This is a genomic window from Oryzisolibacter sp. LB2S (genome assembly GCF_040732315.1).
Lineage (GTDB): Bacteria > Pseudomonadota > Gammaproteobacteria > Burkholderiales > Burkholderiaceae_C > Alicycliphilus > Alicycliphilus soli.
This window is the reverse complement of sequence record NZ_CP160388.1, coordinates 2,212,762-2,230,978: the sequence shown is the minus strand read 5'-3', so window position 1 is coordinate 2,230,978 and position 18,217 is coordinate 2,212,762. Positions and strand designations below refer to the sequence as shown.

Sequence of the window (18,217 nt, the reverse complement as noted above, 5' to 3'; positions counted from 1 at the left end):
GGACGGTGGGGCTGGGACCGCGCCACACAGCCGCACGCCGCGCAGCATGTCGGACGGCGCATCGAGCGTGGTGGCGGCGGTCATGAAGCCTCCCTGGTACGCACACCTGCCTGCGCACGCCGCCAGGCGCCCGGCGGCAGGCCCGTGGCGCGCTTGAAGGCGCGGGAGAACGCGGCCTCCGAGTCGTAGCCCACGTCGAGGGCAATGGTGGCCACGCTGGTGGGCGTTTCGCGCAGCATGCGCGCGCCGCATTGCATGCGCCAGTTGGCGAGGTATTGCATGGGCGCCAGTCCGGTCAGGGCGACAAAGCGCTCGTGCAGCGCCGAGCGGGACAGGCCCACGCGCTGGCCCAGCTCCTCCAGCGTCCACGCCTGCGCGGGGTCGCTGTGCAGCAGCCCGATGGCACGGCCCACGTGACGGTCGCGCAGCGCGCCCAGCCACCCCTTGGATTCCGGCGGCAGCGCATCGACGTAGCGCCGCGCGCCATCGACGAACACCATTTCACTCAGGCGCTGCAGCAGTGCGGCGCTGCCGGCACGCTGCGCGCCGGACTCGGCGACCGCCTGCTCCAGCACCGGCCCGACCCACGCGCCCAGGCCAGCGGCGGGCAGGTGCAGCAGCCTGGGCAGGGCGCTGACGAGGGGGTTGAAGGGGCGCAGGTCGCAGGCGATGAAGCCGCACACCATGATGGTGCTGGCCTCGTCGCGCGGCATCTGGCCCATCTCCAGCAGGCCGCCGCAGAAGGTCAGGGACAGCGGCTTGCCCGGCGTCATCTTGTCCAGCACCCAGCGGCCGTCGGGCGCTTCCGTCACGCCCGGTGCGCTGGAGATCATGTGCTCGTCGCCGTGCGGCAGCATGACCACGTCGCCCTCGTGCACCTGCAGTGGCGACTCGCCATCCACCGCGATCCAGGCGCTGCCTTTGACGAACAGGTGGTAGCACATCAGATGCTCGGCGTTGAATTCGAGGGCGGGTGCTGCCGTCTTCGCCGGCGGCGCCCACACGGCCCACAGGGCGCGGCAGCTCGCATGGAAGAACACCGCGCCGCGCAGCCGCACGCTGCGCAGTACGTCGGACAGCGGGTCGAGCGTGGTGGCGACGGTCATGGCATTCCCTTGCGCGCAGCGGCGGACGCCTTGCTTCTTGTCACGGCGTCTGCGCGAGCGCACGCAGCACCGCGCGCACGGGCGAGGCGTCGGCCGTGGTGAGTCTGAGCGGCAGGGCGATGAGTTCGTAGTCGCCCTCGGGCACGGTGTCGAGCACCAGGTTCTCGAGCACGCGCAGGCCGCGGCGGCGCAGCACCTGGTGGCTGGGCAGATCGTGGCTGTCGGCCGGATCCACGCTGGCCGTATCTATGCCGACCAGGACCACGCCGGCGTCGGCCAGGCGCTCCAGGGTCTCGGGCGCGATGGCGGTCAGGGCGCCGTCCCAGCGGTCCACGGGCATGCGCGCATAGGTGCGCAGCAGCAGGCGCGGCGGCAGGTCGGCGCCGATCGCGTGGGCGATGTGCTGCCAGCGCACGAACGGCCCGCAGCCCATGGCGTGGACCACGCGGCAGGGGCCGATGAAGGCATCGAGCGGCAGCTCGCCCACGGCCGCGCCGGCGTTGTCGTAGTGCAGCGGCGCGTCGGCATGCGTGCCCACATGCGGCGACAGCGTGAGGCGGCTGACGTTCACCGCGCTGTCCGGGCCCAGGGTGGCGCTCCATTGCTGCTCATAGGGCGCGTCGCCGGGAAACACGGGGCAGCCCTCATGCACGGGCGCGGAGATGTCCCACAGAGCCGTGTGGCGACCGGCATTCATGCGACGAGCCCCTCCAGCGGCGGCAGTTGGTGGCGCAGGCGCACGCGGTTGCAGGCGTCGCTGCCGGCCTCGAACTCACGGCAGGGCGAGGGGCGCCACTCGTAGATGCCGCAGGCCGCCCTCTGGCCCACCTGGCCGGTCAGCGCCGCGCAGCGCGGGCGTGCGTGGTCCGTGCCGCGCATGCGTGCGATGTGCTCGGTCACCTCCACCACCAGCCCCTGGGGCACGGGGCCACCGAGATCCTCGGTCTCATGCACCGAGAAGTCGACGCGGAAGCTCGCGCAGCAGGCGCCGCAGCTCAGGCAGGGATGTGCACTCATGGGGGCTGACAGGTCAAAGAACGGGATTGTGCAGCGCGGCGTGTCTTGCGGTGTATCAGAACGGCAATGGCATGGTTGCCATAAAATGAGAATCACTTTTATTCGGACGTTTCAAGAGATGCAACAGACAGGCAATGGCACAGCCCATGGTCAGCCCCAGGGGCTGGATACCTTGCCGCGCGGCGTTGCGGCCACCGTGGCCGGGCTGCGCCAGGCGCCCGACGGGGATGGGCGCGCACATGCCATGACCCTGCGCCTGATGGAGATCGGTTTTCTGCCCGGCGAGCCGGTCAGCGTGATTGCCAGGGGCTTTCCGGCCGCCGACCCGCTGGCCGTGCGCGTGGGCCAGGCCACGTTTGCGCTGCGCCGCCATGAGGCGGCCCAGATACTGGTGCATGTGAATGGGGCAGGGGGCGCGGCATGACGGGGCAGGCAATGGCCGCGTTCACCCATATCGCCCTGCTGGGCAACCCGAACTGCGGCAAGACGGCGCTGTTCAACGTGCTCACGGGCGCGCGCCAGAAGGTGGCCAACTATGCGGGCGTGACCGTCGAGCGCAAGGAGGGCGTGCTGACCACGCCCGGCGGGCGGCGCGTGCGTGTGCTGGACCTGCCCGGCGCCTACAGCCTGCATGCGCAGAGCCTGGACGAGGCCGTCACGCGCGACGTGGTCACGGGCCGGCGTCCCGGCGAGGCCCGGCCCGAGCTGCTGGTCTGCGTGACCGACGCCACGCATCTGCGCCTGAACCTGCGCCTGGTGCTGGAGGCGCGTGATCTGGGCCTGCCCATGGTGCTGGTGCTGAACATGAGCGACATGGCGCGGCGCCAGGGCATAGAGATAGACCGTGAGCTGCTGGCACGCGAGCTCGGCATGCCCGTGGTGGCCACCGTGGGCGTGCGCGCCGACGGCGCCGACGAGCTGCTGCGCTGGCTCGACGAGGCCAGGCCCGCCGCCGCACCAGCCACCGCCCCCATCCCTGCCCACATGCCCGCCGTGAACGCGCTGGAGGACGACCAGCCCCAGCGCGTGCAGCGCCTGCACCAGGAGGTGCGCCGCATCATCGGCCTGGCCGTGCGCGAGCCGGCCGTGCGCCTGCAGCGCGACGACCGCATCGACGCCGTGGTGCTGCACCCGCTGTGGGGCACGCTGCTGCTGGCCGTGACGTTGTTTCTGATGTTCCAGGCGGTGTTCAGCTGGGCCGAGCTGCCCATGGGCTGGATCGAGAGTGCGACGGCGCTGGCCGCCGAATGGCTCAATGCCCACATGGCCGAGGGGCCGCTGCGCAGCCTGCTGGCCGATGGCGTGATCGCCGGCGTCGGCGGGGTGGTGGTGTTTTTGCCGCAGATCCTGATCCTGTTCTTCTTCATCCTGGCGCTCGAGGAATCGGGCTATCTGCCGCGCGCGGCCTTTCTGCTCGACCGCGTGATGGGCACGGTGGGCCTGTCGGGGCGCTCCTTCATCCCGCTCTTGTCGAGCTTTGCCTGCGCCGTGCCGGGCATCATGGCCACGCGCTCCATTCCCGACTGGCGCGACCGCCTCGTCACCATCCTGATCGCGCCGCTCATGACCTGCTCGGCGCGCCTGCCCGTGTATGCGCTGCTGATCGCGGCCTTCATCCCCGAGCGCACCGTGGCCGGCCTGTTCAACCTGCAGGGCCTGGTGCTGTTCGCGCTCTACCTGGGCGGCATCGTGAGCGCGATGGCCGTGGCCGCCGTGGCGCGGCTGGCGCGCCGGGGCGCAGGCGCGGCGCCGCTGCTCATGGAGCTGCCGGCCTACCGCTGGCCCAGCCCGCGCAACCTGGCCCTGGGCCTGTGGGAGCGCGCGGGCATCTTCATGCGCCGCGTGGGCGGCATCATCCTGGCTGTCACGGTGCTGCTGTGGTTCCTCTCCACTTACCCGGCGCCGCCCGAGGGCGCCACGGGCGCGGCCATCCAGTACAGCTTTGCCGGCCGCCTGGGCGCGCTGCTGGAGATCATTTTTGCGCCGATCGGCTTCAACTGGCAGATCAGCATCGCCCTGGTGCCCGGCATGGCCGCGCGCGAGGTGGCGGTGAGCGCGCTGGGCACGGTATACGCCATCGCCGCCTCGGCCGACGACACGGCCGCGCAGCTCGCGCCCATGCTGGCCGCGCAATGGTCGCTGGCCACGGCGCTGTCGCTGCTGGTGTGGTTCATCTTTGCGCCGCAATGCATCTCGACCATTGCCGCCGTGCGGCGCGAGACCAACGGCTGGCGCTGGCCGCTGGTGATGACGGCCTATCTGTTCGCGCTGGCCTACGGCGCAAGCTTCATCACCTACCGCATTGCGCTCGCATTGCAGGGAGGCTGACATGCTGCAGGAACTCATCGTCGCGCTGATCGTCGTCGTGGCCCTGGCTTACGTGGCCTGGCGCTACCTGCCCGCCGCCTGGCGCCAGCGCCTGGGCCGCGTGCACCCGGGCCTGGCCGCGGGGCCCGGCGGCTGCGGCAGTGGCGGCGGCTGCAGCAGCTGCGGCGGCTGTGCCGCGGGCAGGACGACGCCGGCCGCCGAGGCGGCACGGGCGCATTCGAATACTCCTGAATAGATAGCTTCCAGCGCTTGATGGACGGGCGCTAGAGCTCATTTTCGCTTTAAATGCTATGCGGCCAGCGGATAGTCGTCCCAGGGCAGCTCGAGCGGCGGCAGACCATGGCGCTCTCGCGCCTCGTGGCAGCGCTCGCTGCCCATCTCGAAGGCGCGGCAGGCCGAGGGGCGCTGCGCGTAGATGCCGCAGATCGATTGCTTGCCGCAGCGCCCCATGAGCGCCATGCAGCGCACCGGATGGCGCTCCGTGCCGTCCATGCGCCAGCGGGTGCCATGGACCTCGTGCGCCAGCGCGTCGGGCACGCAGCCACCCATGGATTGCAGCTCGTAGACGGAAAATTCGACGCGGTACTCATGGCAGCAGGCACCGCAGGTGAGGCAGGGGTGATCGGATTCGGACATGATGGTGTGGCTGGCGGATGCCGCGCCATCGGTGTCGTGGGATGTGCCGGCAGACCAGGTGTGTGAGCAACGCGCGAGCGCTGCGGGAGGTGCACAGATGTCCGAAAAATTCAGGGTGGGCGACCGCGTGAGCTGGAACTCCGAGGCCGGGCGCGTGTCCGGCCGCATCATCGCCGTGCATGTGAGCGACTTCGACTACAAGGGCCACCGCCACCGCGCCACGCCCGAGCATCCCCAGTACGAGATTCGCAGCGACAGAACCGAGCACATTGCGGCGCACCGCGGCGAGGTGCTGACGCGCCTGTGACGCCGTGGCCCAGCCATTCTTCACCATAGGGCATTCGAGCCGCAGCCTGGAGGAGTTCCTGGCGCTGCTGTGCGAGAACGGCGTCGCCTGCCTGGTCGACATCCGCAAGCTGCCGGGCTCGCGCGCCCAGCCCCAGTTCAATGCGGCCAGCCTGGGCGCGGCGCTGGCCGGGCAGGGCATGGATTACCTGCATCTGGCGGCGCTCGGCGGCCTGCGCGGCAGAACCGCCGGCGTGGCGCCCGAGTGCAATGGCCTGTGGCGCAACGCCAGCTTTCACCGCTATGCCGACTACGCGCTCACGCCGGCCTTTCGCGCGGGGCTGGAGCAGCTGCTGGCGCTCGGGCGCGAGAGGCGCTGCGCGCTGATGTGCGCCGAGGCCCTCTGGTGGCGCTGCCACCGGCGCATCGTGGCCGACCATCTGCTGGCCCGTGGCGAGGCCGTGCTGCACATCATGGGTCCGGGCAGGCTGGAGCCCGCGCGACTCACGCCGGGGGCCGTGGTGGGAGAGGGTGGGGTGGTGAGCTATCCGCCGGCTTCTTCGGCGTAGGTTACGTTTCCCCGTCATTGCGGCGAAGGGTGAAATCCGGAAGCCGAGTCCCTGGACCCCGGCGTTCGCCGGGGTGACGGAGGGTATGTGCCCGATCAGGCCACCCGACCGAGCAGAAGGTACTCCATGAGTGCCTTCTGCACGTGCATGCGTTTGTGGCTTCGGCGCGCGGCCTGTGGCCGCTTCACATCCGCTGCGCGGATATGAGCCTGCGCCGAAACAGGCTGCCGGCGCTGCGCGCCGCCGGCTTGCATTTCATGCAACCCGGCCGAGCAGAAGGTACTCCATGAGTGCCTTCTGCACGTGCATGCGTTTGTGGCTTCGGCACGCGGCCTGTGGCCGCTTCACATCCGCTGCGCGGATATGAGCCTGCGCCGAAACAGGCTGCCGGCGCTGCGCGCCGCCGGCTTGCATTTCATGCAACCCGGCCGAGCAGAAGGTACTCCATGAGTGCCTTCTGCACGTGCATGCGTTTGTGGCTTCGGCACGCGGCCTGTGGCCGCTTCACATCCGCTGCGCGGATATGAGCCTGCGCCGAAACAGGCTGCCGGCGCTGCGCGCCGCCGGCTTGCATTTCATGCAACCCGGCCGAGCAGAAGGTACTCCATGAGTGCCTTCTGCACGTGCATCCTGTTTTCAGCCTCGTCCCAGACGACGGATTGGGGGCCGTCGATGACGTCGGCCATGACTTCCTCGCCGCGGTGGGCGGGCAGGCAGTGCATGAACAGGGCGCCTTCCTTGGCGGCGGCCATCATCTCGGCGTCCACGCACCAGTCGGCAAAGGCCTTGCGGCGGGCCTCGTTCTCGGCCTCGTAGCCCATGCTGGTCCAGACGTCGGTGGTCACCAGGTCGGCATCCTTGCAGGCATCCATGGGGTTGGCAAAAACCTTGTAGCAGCCCGCGCGCGGCTGGCGGCCGCCGAAGGCCAGTTTCTCATCGACCTCGTAGCCGCCGGGCGTGCTCACATGCACCGTGAAGCCGAGCAGATCGGCCGCCTGCAGCCAGGTGTTGGCCATGTTGTTGCCGTCGCCCACCCAGGCCACGACCTTGCCGGCAATCGAGCCGCGGTGCTCGATGAAGGTGAAGATGTCTGCCATGATCTGGCAGGGGTGGAACTCGTTGGTCAGGCCGTTGATGACGGGCACGCGCGAGTGCTCGGCAAAGCGCTCGATCTTGTCCTGGCCGAAGGTGCGGATCATGACCAGGTCGGTCATGCGGCTGATGACGCGCGCGCTGTCCTCGATGGGCTCGGCGCGGCCGAGCTGGCTGTCGCCCGTGGTCAGATGCACCACGCTGCCGCCGAGCTGGTACATGCCGGCCTCGAACGAGACGCGCGTGCGCGTGCTGGCCTTCTCGAAGATCATGGCCAGCGTGCGGTCGGCCAGCGGGTGGTACTTCTCGTAGCTCTTGAACTTGCCCTTGATGATGGCCGCGCGCGAGAACAGGTAGTTGTATTCGTCGGCGCTGAAGTCGGAGAACTGCAGGTAATGCTTCATGGTGCGGGGTGCTTTCATTCGGCGAGGAAGGCCTCGACCACAGGGGTGAGCAGGGCGACGATTTCGTCGGCCTCGGCACGCGTGAGCGTGAGGGCGGGCACCAGGCGGATGACGCGCTCGGCCGTCACCGACAGCAGCAGGCCGGCCGCGGCCGCGCGCTCGATCAGCACGCCGCAGGGGCGGTCTAGCTCCACCCCGATGATCAGGCCCTGGCCGCGCACCTCGGTCACGCCGGCAAGTGGCAGCAGGGCCTTCTCGAGCGCGCTCTTGAGGTGCTCGCCCACGGTGGCGGCGTTGGCCAGCAGCCCGTCCTCTTCCATGATGCGTATGGTCTCCACACCGGCGCGCATGGCCAGCGGGTTGCCGCCGAAGGTCGAGCCATGGTTGCCGGGCTTGAGCACCTCCGAGGCCGCGCCATGCGCCAGCACCGCGCCCACGGGCACGCCAGAACCCAGGCCCTTGGCCAGCGTCATCACATCGGGGCGGATGCCGGCCCACTGGTGGGCAAACCACTTGCCGGTGCGGCCCATGCCGGCCTGCACCTCGTCGAGCATGAGCAGCCAGCCGTTGGCATCGCACAGCCTGCGCACCTGCTGCAGGTATTCGGCACGCATGGGGTGCAGGCCGCCTTCGCCCTGGATGGGCTCCATGAGCACGGCGACGACGTTGGGGTTGCCCTCGGTGGCCTCCTGCAGCGCCTCGATGTCATTGGGCGCGACGCGGATGAAGCCCTCGAGCAACGGGCCGAAGCCGTTGCGCACCTTGGGGTTGCCCGTGGCCGTCATGGTGGCGATGGAGCGGCCGTGGAAGGCGTGGTCATAGACCACGATCACGGGCTTTTCGATCCCCTTGTCCACGCCGTACTTGCGCGCGATCTTGATGGCGCATTCGTTGGCCTCCAGGCCCGTGCTGCAGAAGAACACGTTGGTCATCTGCGCGCGCTCGGTCAGCAGCCGGGCGAGCTGCTCCTGGCCGGGCACATGGTAGTAGTTGGAGGTGTGGATGAGCCGGGTGAGCTGGTCCTGCAGCGCCGGCACCAGCTTGGGGTGGTTGTGACCCAGCGTGTTGACCGCAATGCCGCCCAGACCGTCGAGGTACTGCTTGCCGTTCACGTCCCACACGCGTACGCCCTGGCCGCGCTCGAGCGCGATGGGCACGCGGCCATAGGTGTTCATCACATGGGGCGATGCGGCCTCAATGAAAGCGGTCATGCGGACTTCTCCTGACAAGAGCGGAACGGAAACTCACAGGCCCTGCGGGCCAAAAGGAAAGCCTGGATTCTAGGGCGTGGCCTGCGGCGCACCATTGAAGAATGCGCATCACAGTCATGCATGGGCGCGGCGCAGTGGTGGGCCTGTCCGCATGCTTCCAGACGTGATCCATCGGGGCTTTGCGGGCCAGCTCTTATATAAGAGTTAGAATCCGCGCCACGCGGGCGCACGAGGCCCGCGCAGCATTTTCGACCGGATCCAGATGGTTGCTCCCACCTCCAAAGAAGTCTTCATCCAAGGCATAACCCATGATGGGAGAACCTTTCGCCCCAGCGACTGGGCAGAGCGCCTGGCCGGCGTCATGAGCCAGTTCCGCCCCGGCGGCGCACGCCCGGGAAGCCACCTGAGCTATTCGCCCTGGTGCGTGCCCACGGCCATGAACGGCGTCAAATGCGTGGTGGTGCACCGCGATCTGCAGGACTACGAGCCCATGGCCTGGGACTTCGTGCTCAACTTCGCCAGGGACAACAACCTGCAGGTGGTCGAGGCCTGCCTGCTGCCCGACGCCCCCGGCTGACGTCCTGGGCAACGCCAACAGCCCCCCAGCCCACAGTCTTCGCCGCTCAACAGGCACAAAAAAACCGCCACGAAGGCGGTTTCCTTGCTTTGCTGACAGCGCACCCGTTACAAACGGCGGGCGGCTGGGCCACCCGGGCTGTTTGCCTGAAGCGTTCAGGCGGCGATTAGGCTGCGGCGGGTGCCAGGGCCTTGACCTTGGCGGACAGGCGGCTCTTGTCGCGAGCGGCCTTGTTCTTGTGGAAGATGCCCTTGTCGGCAATGGTGTCGATGACGGACTGGGCCTTGGCGAACAGCTCGGTGGCCTTGGTCTTGTCGCCGGCCAGCACGGCCTTCTCGACGTTCTTGACTGCCGTGCGGTACTTGGAGCGCAGCGAGGTGTTGGCGGCGTTGAGCTTGACGCCCTGGCGCGCGCGCTTGCGGCCGGAGGCGAGGCGGGGATTCTTCTTGACTGGCTTACCAGATGCCATGATGTGTATTCCTTGTGTCTGAGGATGATGTCAGCAAAGCCGGCAATTATAGCGCGCCTGCTGGTTCGAGGCCAGCGCGGCGCCAAGCGAATACACTTCGCCGGGTGTCACTGCTCAAAGCCGCTTCCACCGTATCCCTGCTGACCCTGGCCTCGCGCGTGACGGGGCTGGTGCGTGATCTGCTCATGGCCTCCATCTTCGGGGCCAATGTGCTCACCGACGCGTTCAACGTCGCGTTTCGCATTCCCAACCTGTTTCGGCGCCTGTTTGCCGAGGGCGCCTTCAGCCAGGCCTTTGTGCCCGTGCTCGCCGCCCACAGGACGCAGCATGGCGAGCAGGCCACGCATGGGCTGATCGACGCCGTGGCCACGGTGCTGTTCTGGGTGCTGTTGCTGACCTGCACGCTGGGCGTGGTGGGGGCGCCGCTGCTGGTCTGGGCGCTGGCCAGCGGGCTGCGCCAGGATCCCCAGGGCTTTGACGCCGCCATCGTCATGACGCGCTGGATGTTCCCCTATATCGGCTTCATGTCGCTGGTGGCGCTGTCGGCCGGCGTGCTCAACACCTGGAAGCGCTTTGCCGTGCCGGCGGCCACGCCCGTGCTGCTGAACCTGTGCATGATCGCCGCGGCCTGGTTCGGTGCGCCGCAGCTCGAGGCGCGCGGCATCGAGCCCATCTATGCCATGGTGGGCGGGGTGATGGCCGGCGGCCTGCTGCAGCTGGGCGTGCAACTGCCCGTGTTGCTGCGCCTCGGGTTGCTGCCGCGCATAGGCATGAGCTGGGCGCGCGTGCAGAGCGCCTGGCGCGACGAGGGGGTGCGGCGCATTCTCAGGCTGATGGCGCCGGCGCTGCTGGGTGTGGGCGTGGCCCAGATCTCGCTCATGATCAACACCCAGATTGCCTCCTATCTGACGCCCGGCAGCGTGACCTGGCTGTTCTACGCCGACCGGCTCATGGAGTTTCCCACGGCCCTGCTCGGGGTGGCGTTGGGCGTGGTGCTCACGCCGCAACTAGCATCGGCCCGGGCTGCGGGCGACGGGGAGCGCTATTCGGCCATGCTCGACTGGGGACTGCGCATCGTGGTGCTGCTGGCCGTGCCCTGCGCCGTGGGGCTGCTGGTCTTTGCCATGCCGCTGGTGGCGACCCTGTTCCACCATGGTGCGCTGACCGATGCCGACGCGAGGCAGATCTCTGTCGCGCTTGCGGGCTATGGCGTGGGCCTGCTCGGGCTGGTTGCCATCAAGGTGCTGGCTCCGGGCTACTACGCCAGCCAGGACATCCGCACGCCGGTGCGCATCGCCATCGTGGTGCTGGTGGCCACGCAGCTGATGAACGTGCTGCTGGTGCCGGTCCTGGCACATGCCGGGCTGGCCCTGTCGATTGGTCTGGGCGCCATCATCAACGCGCTGTGGCTGCTTACCGGGCTGATGCGCCGCGGCAGCTACCGGCCGCTGCCGGGCTGGGGGCGGCTCGGCCTGCAGGTGGCGGCGGCGGGCGCTCTGCTGGCCGTGTTCCTGGCCTGGGCATCGATGCATTTCGACTGGCTGGCGCTGCGTGCCCACAGCATGCAGCGCGTCGGGCTGCTGGCGCTGTTGCTGTGTGCGTCGGCGCTGCTGTACTTTGGCGCCCTGTGGGCCTGCGGCCTCAAGCCGCGCGAGCTGCTGCGCAGGTAGACTGCGGCGCAAGGAGCCCCATATCGCATGACCCTGAGCTACCCCGTACCCACTCCGCTGGAATATTTCGCTTCTCTGGTGCAGGTGGGGCAGGGCGAGGCGATTGCGCTGCTGGAGGCCGCGGCCTGCATCGCGCATGATGCCCATCCCAACATGGATGTGCAGGCCTTTCTCGACGAGATGGACCGCCTGCAGGCCAGGCTTGCGCGGCGCATGCCCGCGGACGCCGAGCCGCTGCTGCGGCTGAACGTGCTCAACCGCTTCTTCTACGGTGAGCTTGGCTTTGGTGCCAATCTCAACGATTTCTACGCGCCCGAGAACAGCTACCTGCACCTGGTGCTGGGCACGCGCCGCGGCATTCCGATCTCGCTGGCCGTGCTGTGGCTGGAGCTGGCCCAGGGTGCCGCGGATCTGAAGGCCTATGGCGTGTCGTTTCCCGGGCATTTCCTGGTCAAGGTGCTGCTGCCGGGCGGGCAGGCGGTGCTCGATCCCGTGACCGGCCATTCGCTCTCGCGCGAGGCGCTGGGCGAGCGGCTCGCGCCGTTTCGCGCGCACGAGGGGGCGTCTGCGCAGGAGGATGTGCCCCTGGGCCTCTACCTGCAGGCAGCCTCGACGCGCGACATCCTGGCGCGCATGCTGCGCAACCTCAAGGAAATCCATCGCACGCGCCAGGATTGGAATGCGCTGGTGGCCGTGCAGCATCGGCTGATCATGCTGCTGCCCGATGCCTGGGATGAGTGGCGCGACCGCGGTCTTGCCTACGCCGAACTCGGCCAGCCATTGCTGGCGCTGGAGGATCTCGAGGCCTATCTGGCGCACGCGACGGGCGCGAGCGATGTGCCGGCCATTGCACGCCATGTGAAGGCGCTGCGCGCCGCGGGTTGATCGGCGCCGGACGCTGCACCACAAAGCAAAACGCCCGCCATGGGGGCGGGCGTTGGAGGGGATGGCCCGCGGCGATCCAGCGGCGATCAGCTGCTTGCCTTGACGGCCAGCACCGGGCAGTCCACGTTGAGCAGAATCTCCTGGGCCATGCTGCCCAGCAGCAACTTGCCCACGGGTGAGCGCTTGCGCAGCCCGATCACCAGCACCGAGACCTGCAGCGCGGCGACCAGCTCCTCGATCTCCTCGATGGCGCTCTTGCCGCGCACGAACTGGCGGAACTCGGCCGTGATGGGCAATGTGGCTAGGCGCTCCTCGACGCGCTCGGCCTCATAGCCGTTGACGATGCTGGGATCTTCCTGGCGACCGCCAGGGCCGGCGTTGATGACGACCAGACGCTCATTGCGCCGGGTCGCGATCTCGATACCCTTGTCCAGCGCGGCCCGGCCCTCGGGGCGGGGAACGTAGGCGACAAGAATGGTCATGCAGCTGTCTCCGTTGTGTGGTTTCGATGGTTGCTGGTGTCCTGGCACCAGAGCCGAAAAGGCTGGAGTGAGTTTACCGCTCGTCAGCCGAGCCTGGGGGCAAGACGCGTCGCCCGTCAGATCAGCTGCGCCGCCTTGAGCTCCTTCTTGAGATAGGCGTAGAACAAGGGAGCGGCCACCAGGCCGGCGGGGCCGAAGATGGCCTCGGCGACGAACATGACCGACAGCAGCTCCCACACGCCGATGTGCGTGCGCCGGCCCACCACCTTGGCGTTGATCACGTATTCGGCCTTGTGGATCAGGATCAGAAAGGCCAGGCAGGCCACCGCGGCGGCCGGCGATACCGACAGGCCGACGACGGTGAGTACGGCGTTGCACAGCAGATTGCCGACGATGGGCACCAGCCCCGCCACAAAGGTCAGGGTGATGAGCGCGGGGGTGTAGGGCAGCTTCAGGTCCCACAGCGGCAGCAGCAGGATCAGAAAGATGGCCGTGAGCACGGTGTTGAACGACGCGATCCAGAACTGCGCGGCCACGATCTGCCGAAACGCCTCGCCCATGCGCGCCACGCGCAGCACGAGCTGCTGGGTGAGCCGGCCGCGCGCCGTCTCCATGCTGCGCACGGCCGCCAGGGCTCCGATCACCAGGCCCACATAGGCATAGAGCAGGCCCGTGAGCCATGCGCGGCCGGCCATGGCCAGGGCGCCGGCCTTGGCCGCCAGGTAGGAGGCGAGGATGCGCTGGATCTCGGCCGTGCCCTCGGGCAGCTGGGCCGCGATGTCGGGCGGCAGCTTCTGGCGCAGCTCCAGCACCGTGCTGGCCAGGAAGTCCAGCAGCTCACGATACTGCTGGGGCGCATCGACGATGTAGGTGCGCGAGTGCGACAGCGCGAACGCCACGAGCAGCAGCGGCGACAGCATGACCAGGGCTGCGGCCACGCTCTGACCGCTGTGGGAGGCATGGCCGCGCCCGCCAGGGAGCAGCCGGCGCAGATGTACCAGCCGCGGCGCCAGCCAGCGTGTGAGCAGAAAGCCCACGCACACGCACAGCAGGCCCGGCAGCAGGCCGTAGCACATGACGAGCAGCAGCGCGGCGGCCATCAGCACATAGCTTGCAATGGCCACGCCGCGAGCGGCGTAGGCGCCCCTGGTCACGGGCATGGGAAAGGCCTCGGGGCCGCGTTGCGGCGTGTGTCCCGACGACATGGCGGACGACCCTGCAGGAGATGCTGGGTCAGGCGACGACGACGGCCGCGCCGGCACCCCGCTCGGCAATCGCGCCAATGGTGTAGACCTGCTCGCCCAGCGCGCGCAGCGTGGCGGCGGTGGCGTCGGCGGCTTCCTGCGGCACGATGACCACCATGCCGATGCCGTTGTTGAAGGTGCGGTTCATTTCCTGGTCGTCGATGCCGGCGGTCTGCTGCAGCCAGGCGAACAGCTCCGTCTTGGGCCAGCTGCCGGCCTTGAGGTGGGCTGCCAGGCCGTCGGGCAGCACGCGCGGGATGTTCTCCAGCAGGCCACCGCCGGTGATGTGCGACAAGGCCTTGATCGGGTGCTGCGCCAGCGCGGCCAGCACGTTCTTCACGTACAGGCGGGTGGGCTCCATGATGGCAGCCTTGAAGGGCTTGCCATCGAGCTGCTCGGGCAGGCTGCCGCTCGCGCTGGCGCGCTCGATGCACTTGCGCACCAGCGAAAAGCCATTGGAATGCACGCCGCTCGAAGCCAGGCCCAGCACCACGTCGCCGGCCTGCACGTTCTGGCCCGTGAGAATCCTGGACTTCTCGACGGCGCCGACGGCAAAGCCCGCCAGGTCGTATTCACCGGCCGGGTACATGCCGGGCATCTCGGCGGTCTCGCCGCCGATGAGGGCGCAGCCCGAGAGTTCGCAGCCTTTGGCGATGCCGCCGACCACGGCTGCGGCCGTGTCCACGTCGAGCTTGCCGCAGGCGAAGTAGTCGAGGAAGAACAGCGGCTCGGCGCCCTGCACCAGCACGTCGTTGACGCTCATGGCGACGAGGTCTATGCCCACGGTGTCGTGCATGTTCCATTCGAACGCCAGCTTGAGCTTGGTGCCCACGCCGTCGGTGCCGGAGACCAGCACCGGCTCCTGGTAGCGCTTGGGCACCTCGAACAGCGCGCCAAAGCCGCCGATGCCGGCCATCACGCCTTCGCGCAGGGTCTTCTTTGCCAGCGGCTTGATGCGCTCGACCAATGCGTCGCCCGCGTCGATGTCAACGCCGGCGTCCTTGTACGAAATGGGTGGGGTGGCAGAGGAGCTCATGAAATTCCAAAGGGGTGGGCGGATCGAACCAAACCCGCGATTTTAGTCGGCAGGGCGCTGGCGCTGCCCATATATGCCTGTGACTATGCCTGCGGCGGGGTGAGGGACGCCACAAAAAGGCCCCGCCAGCGGACGGGGCCTTGGGGTTGCAGCGGGGCTCGCGTGGCCTCAGAGCGAGCCGTCTCCGAGCACGATGCCCTCGCGCCGCGGGTCGGCGCCGCCTTCCAGCAGGGTCTTGCCGTCTTTCGTCACGCGCATGATGGTGGCCACGCCGCTCGACTGGGCGTTGCCGTTGACCGTATGGCCCTTGGCCTTGAGCTCATTGATCAGCGCCGACAGATCCAGCGTGGTGTTGGAGCCATCCACGCCCGTCGTGGGGTTGTTGCTTGCGCCGAAGTTCACGAGGGAGGTGGCCTGCTGCGCGTCCAGCCCCCAGTCGAGTGCGCCGACGAGGGTCTTGGTCACGTACTGGATGATGGCGCCCCCGCCGGGCGAGCCCGTGGCCATGACGAAGTCGCCCGGCGCGCTGCCCCTGAAGACCAGCGTGGGCGCCATGGTGCTGCGCGGGCGCTTGCCCGGTGCGACGCGGTTGGCCACGGGCAGGCCATTGGCGTCCACGGGGCTGGCGGAAAAGTCCGTCAGCTGGTTGGTGAGCAAAAAGCCCTCGACCATGTGGAACGAGCCCATGCTCGATTCCACCGTGGTCGTCATCGACACCACGTTGCCATAGGCGTCGACCACGGACAGGTGGGTGGTGCCATGTTCGTCGGTCTTGTCCACGCCCTGCGGCACGGGGCCGAAGTCGCCGGGTGTGGCCGTGCCCATGCTCTTGTCCGGGCTGATGAGGGCGGCGCGCTGCCTGAGGTAGTCGGGGGCGAGCAGCGAGGTCAGGCCCTGGGCCGGCAGCGGCACGAAATCGGTGTCGGCCACGTACTTGTCGCGGTCGGCGTAGGCCAGGCGCTCGGCCTCCGAGACCAGGTGCACGCCCATCACACTGGGCACGCCGCCCTCGTTGCCCGGGTTGGTGGGGCCGTATTGCGCGAGGTTGAACTGGCCGAGTATGCCCAGCGACTGCGCGATGGCGATGCCGCCGGACGAGGGTGGCGACATGGTGCACACATGGTAGGTGCCGCGGTAGTTGGTGCAGACCGCCTCACGCTTCTTGGCCTTGTAGCCGGACAGGTCGGCAAGCGTCATCAGGCTGGGGGTGATGGGCGTCTTTGCGGCATCGTCGCCCACGGACTGCGCGGCCTTGGCGACGATGGCCTTGGCCAGGTCGCCGCTGTAGAGGGCGTCCGCGCCCTGGGTGGCCAGGGTTTTGAGCGTCCGGGCATAGGGCAGGTTGGTCATGGACTCGCCGGTCTTGCGCGGCGTGCCGTCGGCGTGGAAATAGGTGGCCATGGCGTTGGCGTCGAGCGCCAGGTTGTTGGCATTGCTCGCGATGGCCGCGCCCAACCGGCCCGGGATCAGAAAGCCGTCGGTCGAGAGCTTGATGCCCTGGTCGAACAACTGGCTCCAGGGCAGCTTGCCATGCTCCTTGTGCGCCATGTCGAGCATGCGCATCACGCCGGGCACGCCGATGGAGCGGCCGCTGCGCCGCGCACTCGGCACGGGGGCGGGCGAGGCCGCGTCGTCCTGGTTCTGCCGCACGAGGTAGTAGTTGGTGGCGGCGGCCGGGGCGGTCTCGCGGCCGTCGTAGGCGACGACCTTTTTGCTCTTTGCGTCGTAGTAGATCATGAAGGCGCTGCCCGCGATGGTGCTCGACTGGGGCTCCACCAGCCCCAGCACGGCCTGCATGGCCACGGCGGCGTCCACGGCGGAGCCGCCGGCCTTGAGAATCTCGCAGCCTGCCTTGGTGGCCAGGGGCGTGTTGGCGATGGCCATGTATTTGCTCGAATGCTTGGCCGTGAGCCCCAGGCGGTAGCCCGATGCGGCCTCCGGCGCAGCCGGGTCGCCGCTGACGCCCGAGCCGACGACGACGGCCGCCCCGCCACTGCCGCGCACCGTGCAGCTGGTCGGGTCGCTGTCGACGATGAGCCGGTCGCTGCTGCCACCGCAGCCGGCGAGCAGCGCCGCCGCGGCCAGGGGGGCCAGGGCCCACAGGGTTTTCTGGGACATGTTTCACCTCATGCGTGACGTGTGCGGGGCTGCCTGCGGAGGGGCCGAGGGTGGCTGCCCGGGCAGGCATCCCCGACAGGGTCCCGGGCTTCGTCTGCGCGAAAGAGGCCAAGCTAAACCATGCAGGGCGCGAGCCATGTTGGTGGATACCCTGGCGAACCGTCCTGTGCCGCCGGCGTGCGGTGGGCACCGGGCCGGCGCGTCGCCGACAGACTAGAATGCGTCCCTTTGCCGCCTGCGCGCGGCATGATCAGTCCGGGCTGGGCCTTTCCCTTTCAGTCCGCGACCGCCCTCCTGCACATGCCCATATTTACTGCGCCAGCCGATGTTTGGGGGCTGGCATCCGATTCATGAAGCAACTGGCGCTCGACATCGGCCTGGCGACCGGCCCCACGTTGGGCAACTTCCACGCCGGGCCCAATGCCCAGGCGCTGCAGCATCTGCGCCTGTCGGTGGGCGACGGCGCGGCGCCGCGCTCGCCCGTGCCCACCTATCTGTGGGGCGATGCCGGCACGGGCAAGACGCATCTGCTGCGCGCCACCTACGAGGCCCTGCGCGACCAGGGCGCCAGCGTGGGCTGGCTCGACCCCTCGGTCGCGTTGCCGTCGGCGTTCGACGAGCGCTGGAGCGCCGTGCTGCTCGACGACGTGCAGCTCTACACCACGGCGCAGCAGGCGGCCGCCTTCAACTGGTTCGTCAATGCCATCAACCCCACGGCCGGCGCGCCGCGCTGGGTGCTGGCGGCGGGCGCGCTGCCGCCGGCCGACCTGCCGTTGCGCGACGACCTGCGCACGCGGCTCGGCTGGGGCCATGTGTTCCAGCTGCAGCTGCTCGATGAATCCGAGCGCCGCGCGGTGCTGCGCGAGCAGGCCGACGCGCGCGGCATCCATCTGGCCGATGAGGTCATGGACTACATGCTCACGCGCTTCTCGCGCGACCTGGGCAGCCTCATGCAGCTGCTCGACCGGCTCGACAGCTTTGCCCTGCGTGCCCAGCGTGCCATTACCGTGCCGCTGCTCAAGACCATGCTGCAAAGCGAATAGCGCGCAGGCGTCGTCGCAGCCCGGCCATCTTCCCTCACATCGACT

General features: G+C 68.8%; 20 protein-coding genes. 9 read left to right on the top strand and 11 right to left on the bottom strand.

Annotation, left to right across the window (positions count from 1 at the left end; genetic code table 11):
* Nucleotides 1-80: 80 nt before the first annotated feature.
* Genes ABUE11_RS10545 through ABUE11_RS10535 form a run of 3 tightly spaced genes read right to left on the bottom strand, consistent with a single transcriptional unit; the run spans nucleotide 81 to nucleotide 2,123 of the window.
* Nucleotides 81-1,106 (bottom strand): AraC family transcriptional regulator, encoded by a 1,026-nt coding sequence (locus tag ABUE11_RS10545; protein WP_367065280.1) that lies wholly within the window; start codon nucleotides 1,104-1,106, stop codon nucleotides 81-83.
* 40 nt (nucleotides 1,107-1,146) lie between these two features.
* Complete coding sequence (kynB, locus tag ABUE11_RS10540) at nucleotides 1,147-1,803, bottom strand: arylformamidase (RefSeq protein ID WP_367065279.1); 657 nt, start codon at nucleotides 1,801-1,803, stop codon at nucleotides 1,147-1,149.
* Entirely contained in the window at nucleotides 1,800-2,123 is a 324-nt protein-coding gene (locus ABUE11_RS10535) for a YkgJ family cysteine cluster protein (protein ID WP_367065278.1), read from the bottom strand. The genes kynB and ABUE11_RS10535 overlap by 4 nt, the downstream gene beginning before the upstream one ends.
* Before the next feature lie 118 nt (nucleotides 2,124-2,241).
* Here ABUE11_RS10535 and ABUE11_RS10530 point away from each other — a divergent pair, with 118 nt between their 5' ends.
* Genes ABUE11_RS10530 through ABUE11_RS10520 form a run of 3 tightly spaced genes read left to right on the top strand, consistent with a single transcriptional unit; the run spans nucleotide 2,242 to nucleotide 4,686 of the window.
* Nucleotides 2,242-2,547: a FeoA family protein gene (locus ABUE11_RS10530; protein ID WP_367065277.1), complete on the top strand. Its 306-nt coding sequence runs from the start codon at nucleotides 2,242-2,244 to the stop codon at nucleotides 2,545-2,547.
* 11 nt (nucleotides 2,548-2,558) lie between these two features.
* On the top strand, nucleotides 2,559-4,451 hold the full coding sequence (locus tag ABUE11_RS10525) for a ferrous iron transporter B (protein ID WP_367065276.1): 1,893 nt from the start codon (nucleotides 2,559-2,561) through the stop codon (nucleotides 4,449-4,451).
* 1 nt (nucleotide 4,452) lies between these two features.
* Nucleotides 4,453-4,686, top strand: a complete 234-nt coding sequence (locus ABUE11_RS10520; protein ID WP_367065275.1) for a hypothetical protein — start codon at nucleotides 4,453-4,455, stop codon at nucleotides 4,684-4,686.
* Between the two features lie 53 nt (nucleotides 4,687-4,739).
* Here ABUE11_RS10520 and ABUE11_RS10515 read toward each other — a convergent pair whose 3' ends face one another.
* Nucleotides 4,740-5,087 carry a YkgJ family cysteine cluster protein gene (locus ABUE11_RS10515; protein ID WP_367065274.1) on the bottom strand — a complete coding sequence of 116 codons (348 nt, stop codon included), beginning with the start codon at nucleotides 5,085-5,087 and terminating at the stop codon, nucleotides 4,740-4,742.
* A gap of 97 nt (nucleotides 5,088-5,184) precedes the next feature.
* On the opposite strand from ABUE11_RS10515, the gene ABUE11_RS10510 reads away from it, so the two are divergent.
* Nucleotides 5,185-5,394, top strand: coding sequence for a DUF2945 domain-containing protein (locus tag ABUE11_RS10510; RefSeq protein ID WP_367065273.1), 210 nt, complete (start codon nucleotides 5,185-5,187; stop codon nucleotides 5,392-5,394).
* Between the two features lie 4 nt (nucleotides 5,395-5,398).
* On the top strand, nucleotides 5,399-5,941 hold the full coding sequence (locus tag ABUE11_RS10505; protein ID WP_367065272.1) for a DUF488 domain-containing protein: 543 nt from the start codon (nucleotides 5,399-5,401) through the stop codon (nucleotides 5,939-5,941).
* Between the two features lie 575 nt (nucleotides 5,942-6,516).
* Here ABUE11_RS10505 and argF read toward each other — a convergent pair.
* The gene (gene argF / locus ABUE11_RS10500) at nucleotides 6,517-7,437 is read right to left on the bottom strand and encodes an ornithine carbamoyltransferase (RefSeq protein ID WP_367068799.1); all 921 of its coding nucleotides are present in this window, start codon (nucleotides 7,435-7,437) and stop codon (nucleotides 6,517-6,519) included.
* 14 nt (nucleotides 7,438-7,451) lie between these two features.
* Nucleotides 7,452-8,648, bottom strand: coding sequence for an aspartate aminotransferase family protein (locus ABUE11_RS10495; RefSeq protein ID WP_367065271.1), 1,197 nt, complete (start codon nucleotides 8,646-8,648; stop codon nucleotides 7,452-7,454).
* Between the two features lie 262 nt (nucleotides 8,649-8,910).
* Between ABUE11_RS10495 and ABUE11_RS10490 the strand changes: the two genes are divergently transcribed.
* Nucleotides 8,911-9,225, top strand: a complete 315-nt coding sequence (locus ABUE11_RS10490) for a DUF3579 domain-containing protein (protein ID WP_367065270.1) — start codon at nucleotides 8,911-8,913, stop codon at nucleotides 9,223-9,225.
* 166 nt (nucleotides 9,226-9,391) lie between these two features.
* Here ABUE11_RS10490 and rpsT read toward each other — a convergent pair whose 3' ends face one another.
* Nucleotides 9,392-9,694, bottom strand: a complete 303-nt coding sequence (gene rpsT, locus ABUE11_RS10485) for a 30S ribosomal protein S20 (protein WP_367065269.1) — start codon at nucleotides 9,692-9,694, stop codon at nucleotides 9,392-9,394.
* Nucleotides 9,695-9,798: 104 nt separating this feature from the next.
* Between rpsT and murJ the strand changes: the two genes are divergently transcribed.
* Together murJ and ABUE11_RS10475 are read left to right on the top strand one after the other, a co-directional pair.
* Nucleotides 9,799-11,364, top strand: coding sequence for a murein biosynthesis integral membrane protein MurJ (gene murJ, locus ABUE11_RS10480; protein WP_367065268.1), 1,566 nt, complete (start codon nucleotides 9,799-9,801; stop codon nucleotides 11,362-11,364).
* A gap of 27 nt (nucleotides 11,365-11,391) precedes the next feature.
* On the top strand, nucleotides 11,392-12,249 hold the full coding sequence (locus ABUE11_RS10475) for a tetratricopeptide repeat protein (RefSeq protein ID WP_367065267.1): 858 nt from the start codon (nucleotides 11,392-11,394) through the stop codon (nucleotides 12,247-12,249).
* An 86-nt stretch (nucleotides 12,250-12,335) separates the two neighbouring features.
* Here ABUE11_RS10475 and ABUE11_RS10470 read toward each other — a convergent pair whose 3' ends face one another.
* From ABUE11_RS10470 to ABUE11_RS10455, 4 genes are all read right to left on the bottom strand, one after another.
* A complete protein-coding gene (locus ABUE11_RS10470; RefSeq protein ID WP_367065266.1) occupies nucleotides 12,336-12,731 on the bottom strand; it encodes a universal stress protein in 396 nt (131 codons plus the stop codon).
* Nucleotides 12,732-12,847: 116 nt separating this feature from the next.
* A complete protein-coding gene (locus ABUE11_RS10465) occupies nucleotides 12,848-13,891 on the bottom strand; it encodes an AI-2E family transporter (RefSeq protein ID WP_367068798.1) in 1,044 nt (347 codons plus the stop codon).
* Nucleotides 13,892-13,964: 73 nt separating this feature from the next.
* The gene (gene purM, locus ABUE11_RS10460) at nucleotides 13,965-15,011 is read right to left on the bottom strand and encodes a phosphoribosylformylglycinamidine cyclo-ligase (protein WP_367065265.1); all 1,047 of its coding nucleotides are present in this window, start codon (nucleotides 15,009-15,011) and stop codon (nucleotides 13,965-13,967) included.
* Between the two features lie 168 nt (nucleotides 15,012-15,179).
* The gene (locus ABUE11_RS10455; RefSeq protein WP_367065264.1) at nucleotides 15,180-17,129 is read right to left on the bottom strand and encodes a gamma-glutamyltransferase family protein; all 1,950 of its coding nucleotides are present in this window, start codon (nucleotides 17,127-17,129) and stop codon (nucleotides 15,180-15,182) included.
* Nucleotides 17,130-17,479: 350 nt separating this feature from the next.
* Between ABUE11_RS10455 and hda the strand changes: the two genes are divergently transcribed.
* Nucleotides 17,480-18,172, top strand: a complete 693-nt coding sequence (gene hda / locus ABUE11_RS10450) for a DnaA regulatory inactivator Hda (protein WP_367065263.1) — start codon at nucleotides 17,480-17,482, stop codon at nucleotides 18,170-18,172.
* The last annotated feature ends 45 nt before the right edge of the window (nucleotides 18,173-18,217 follow it).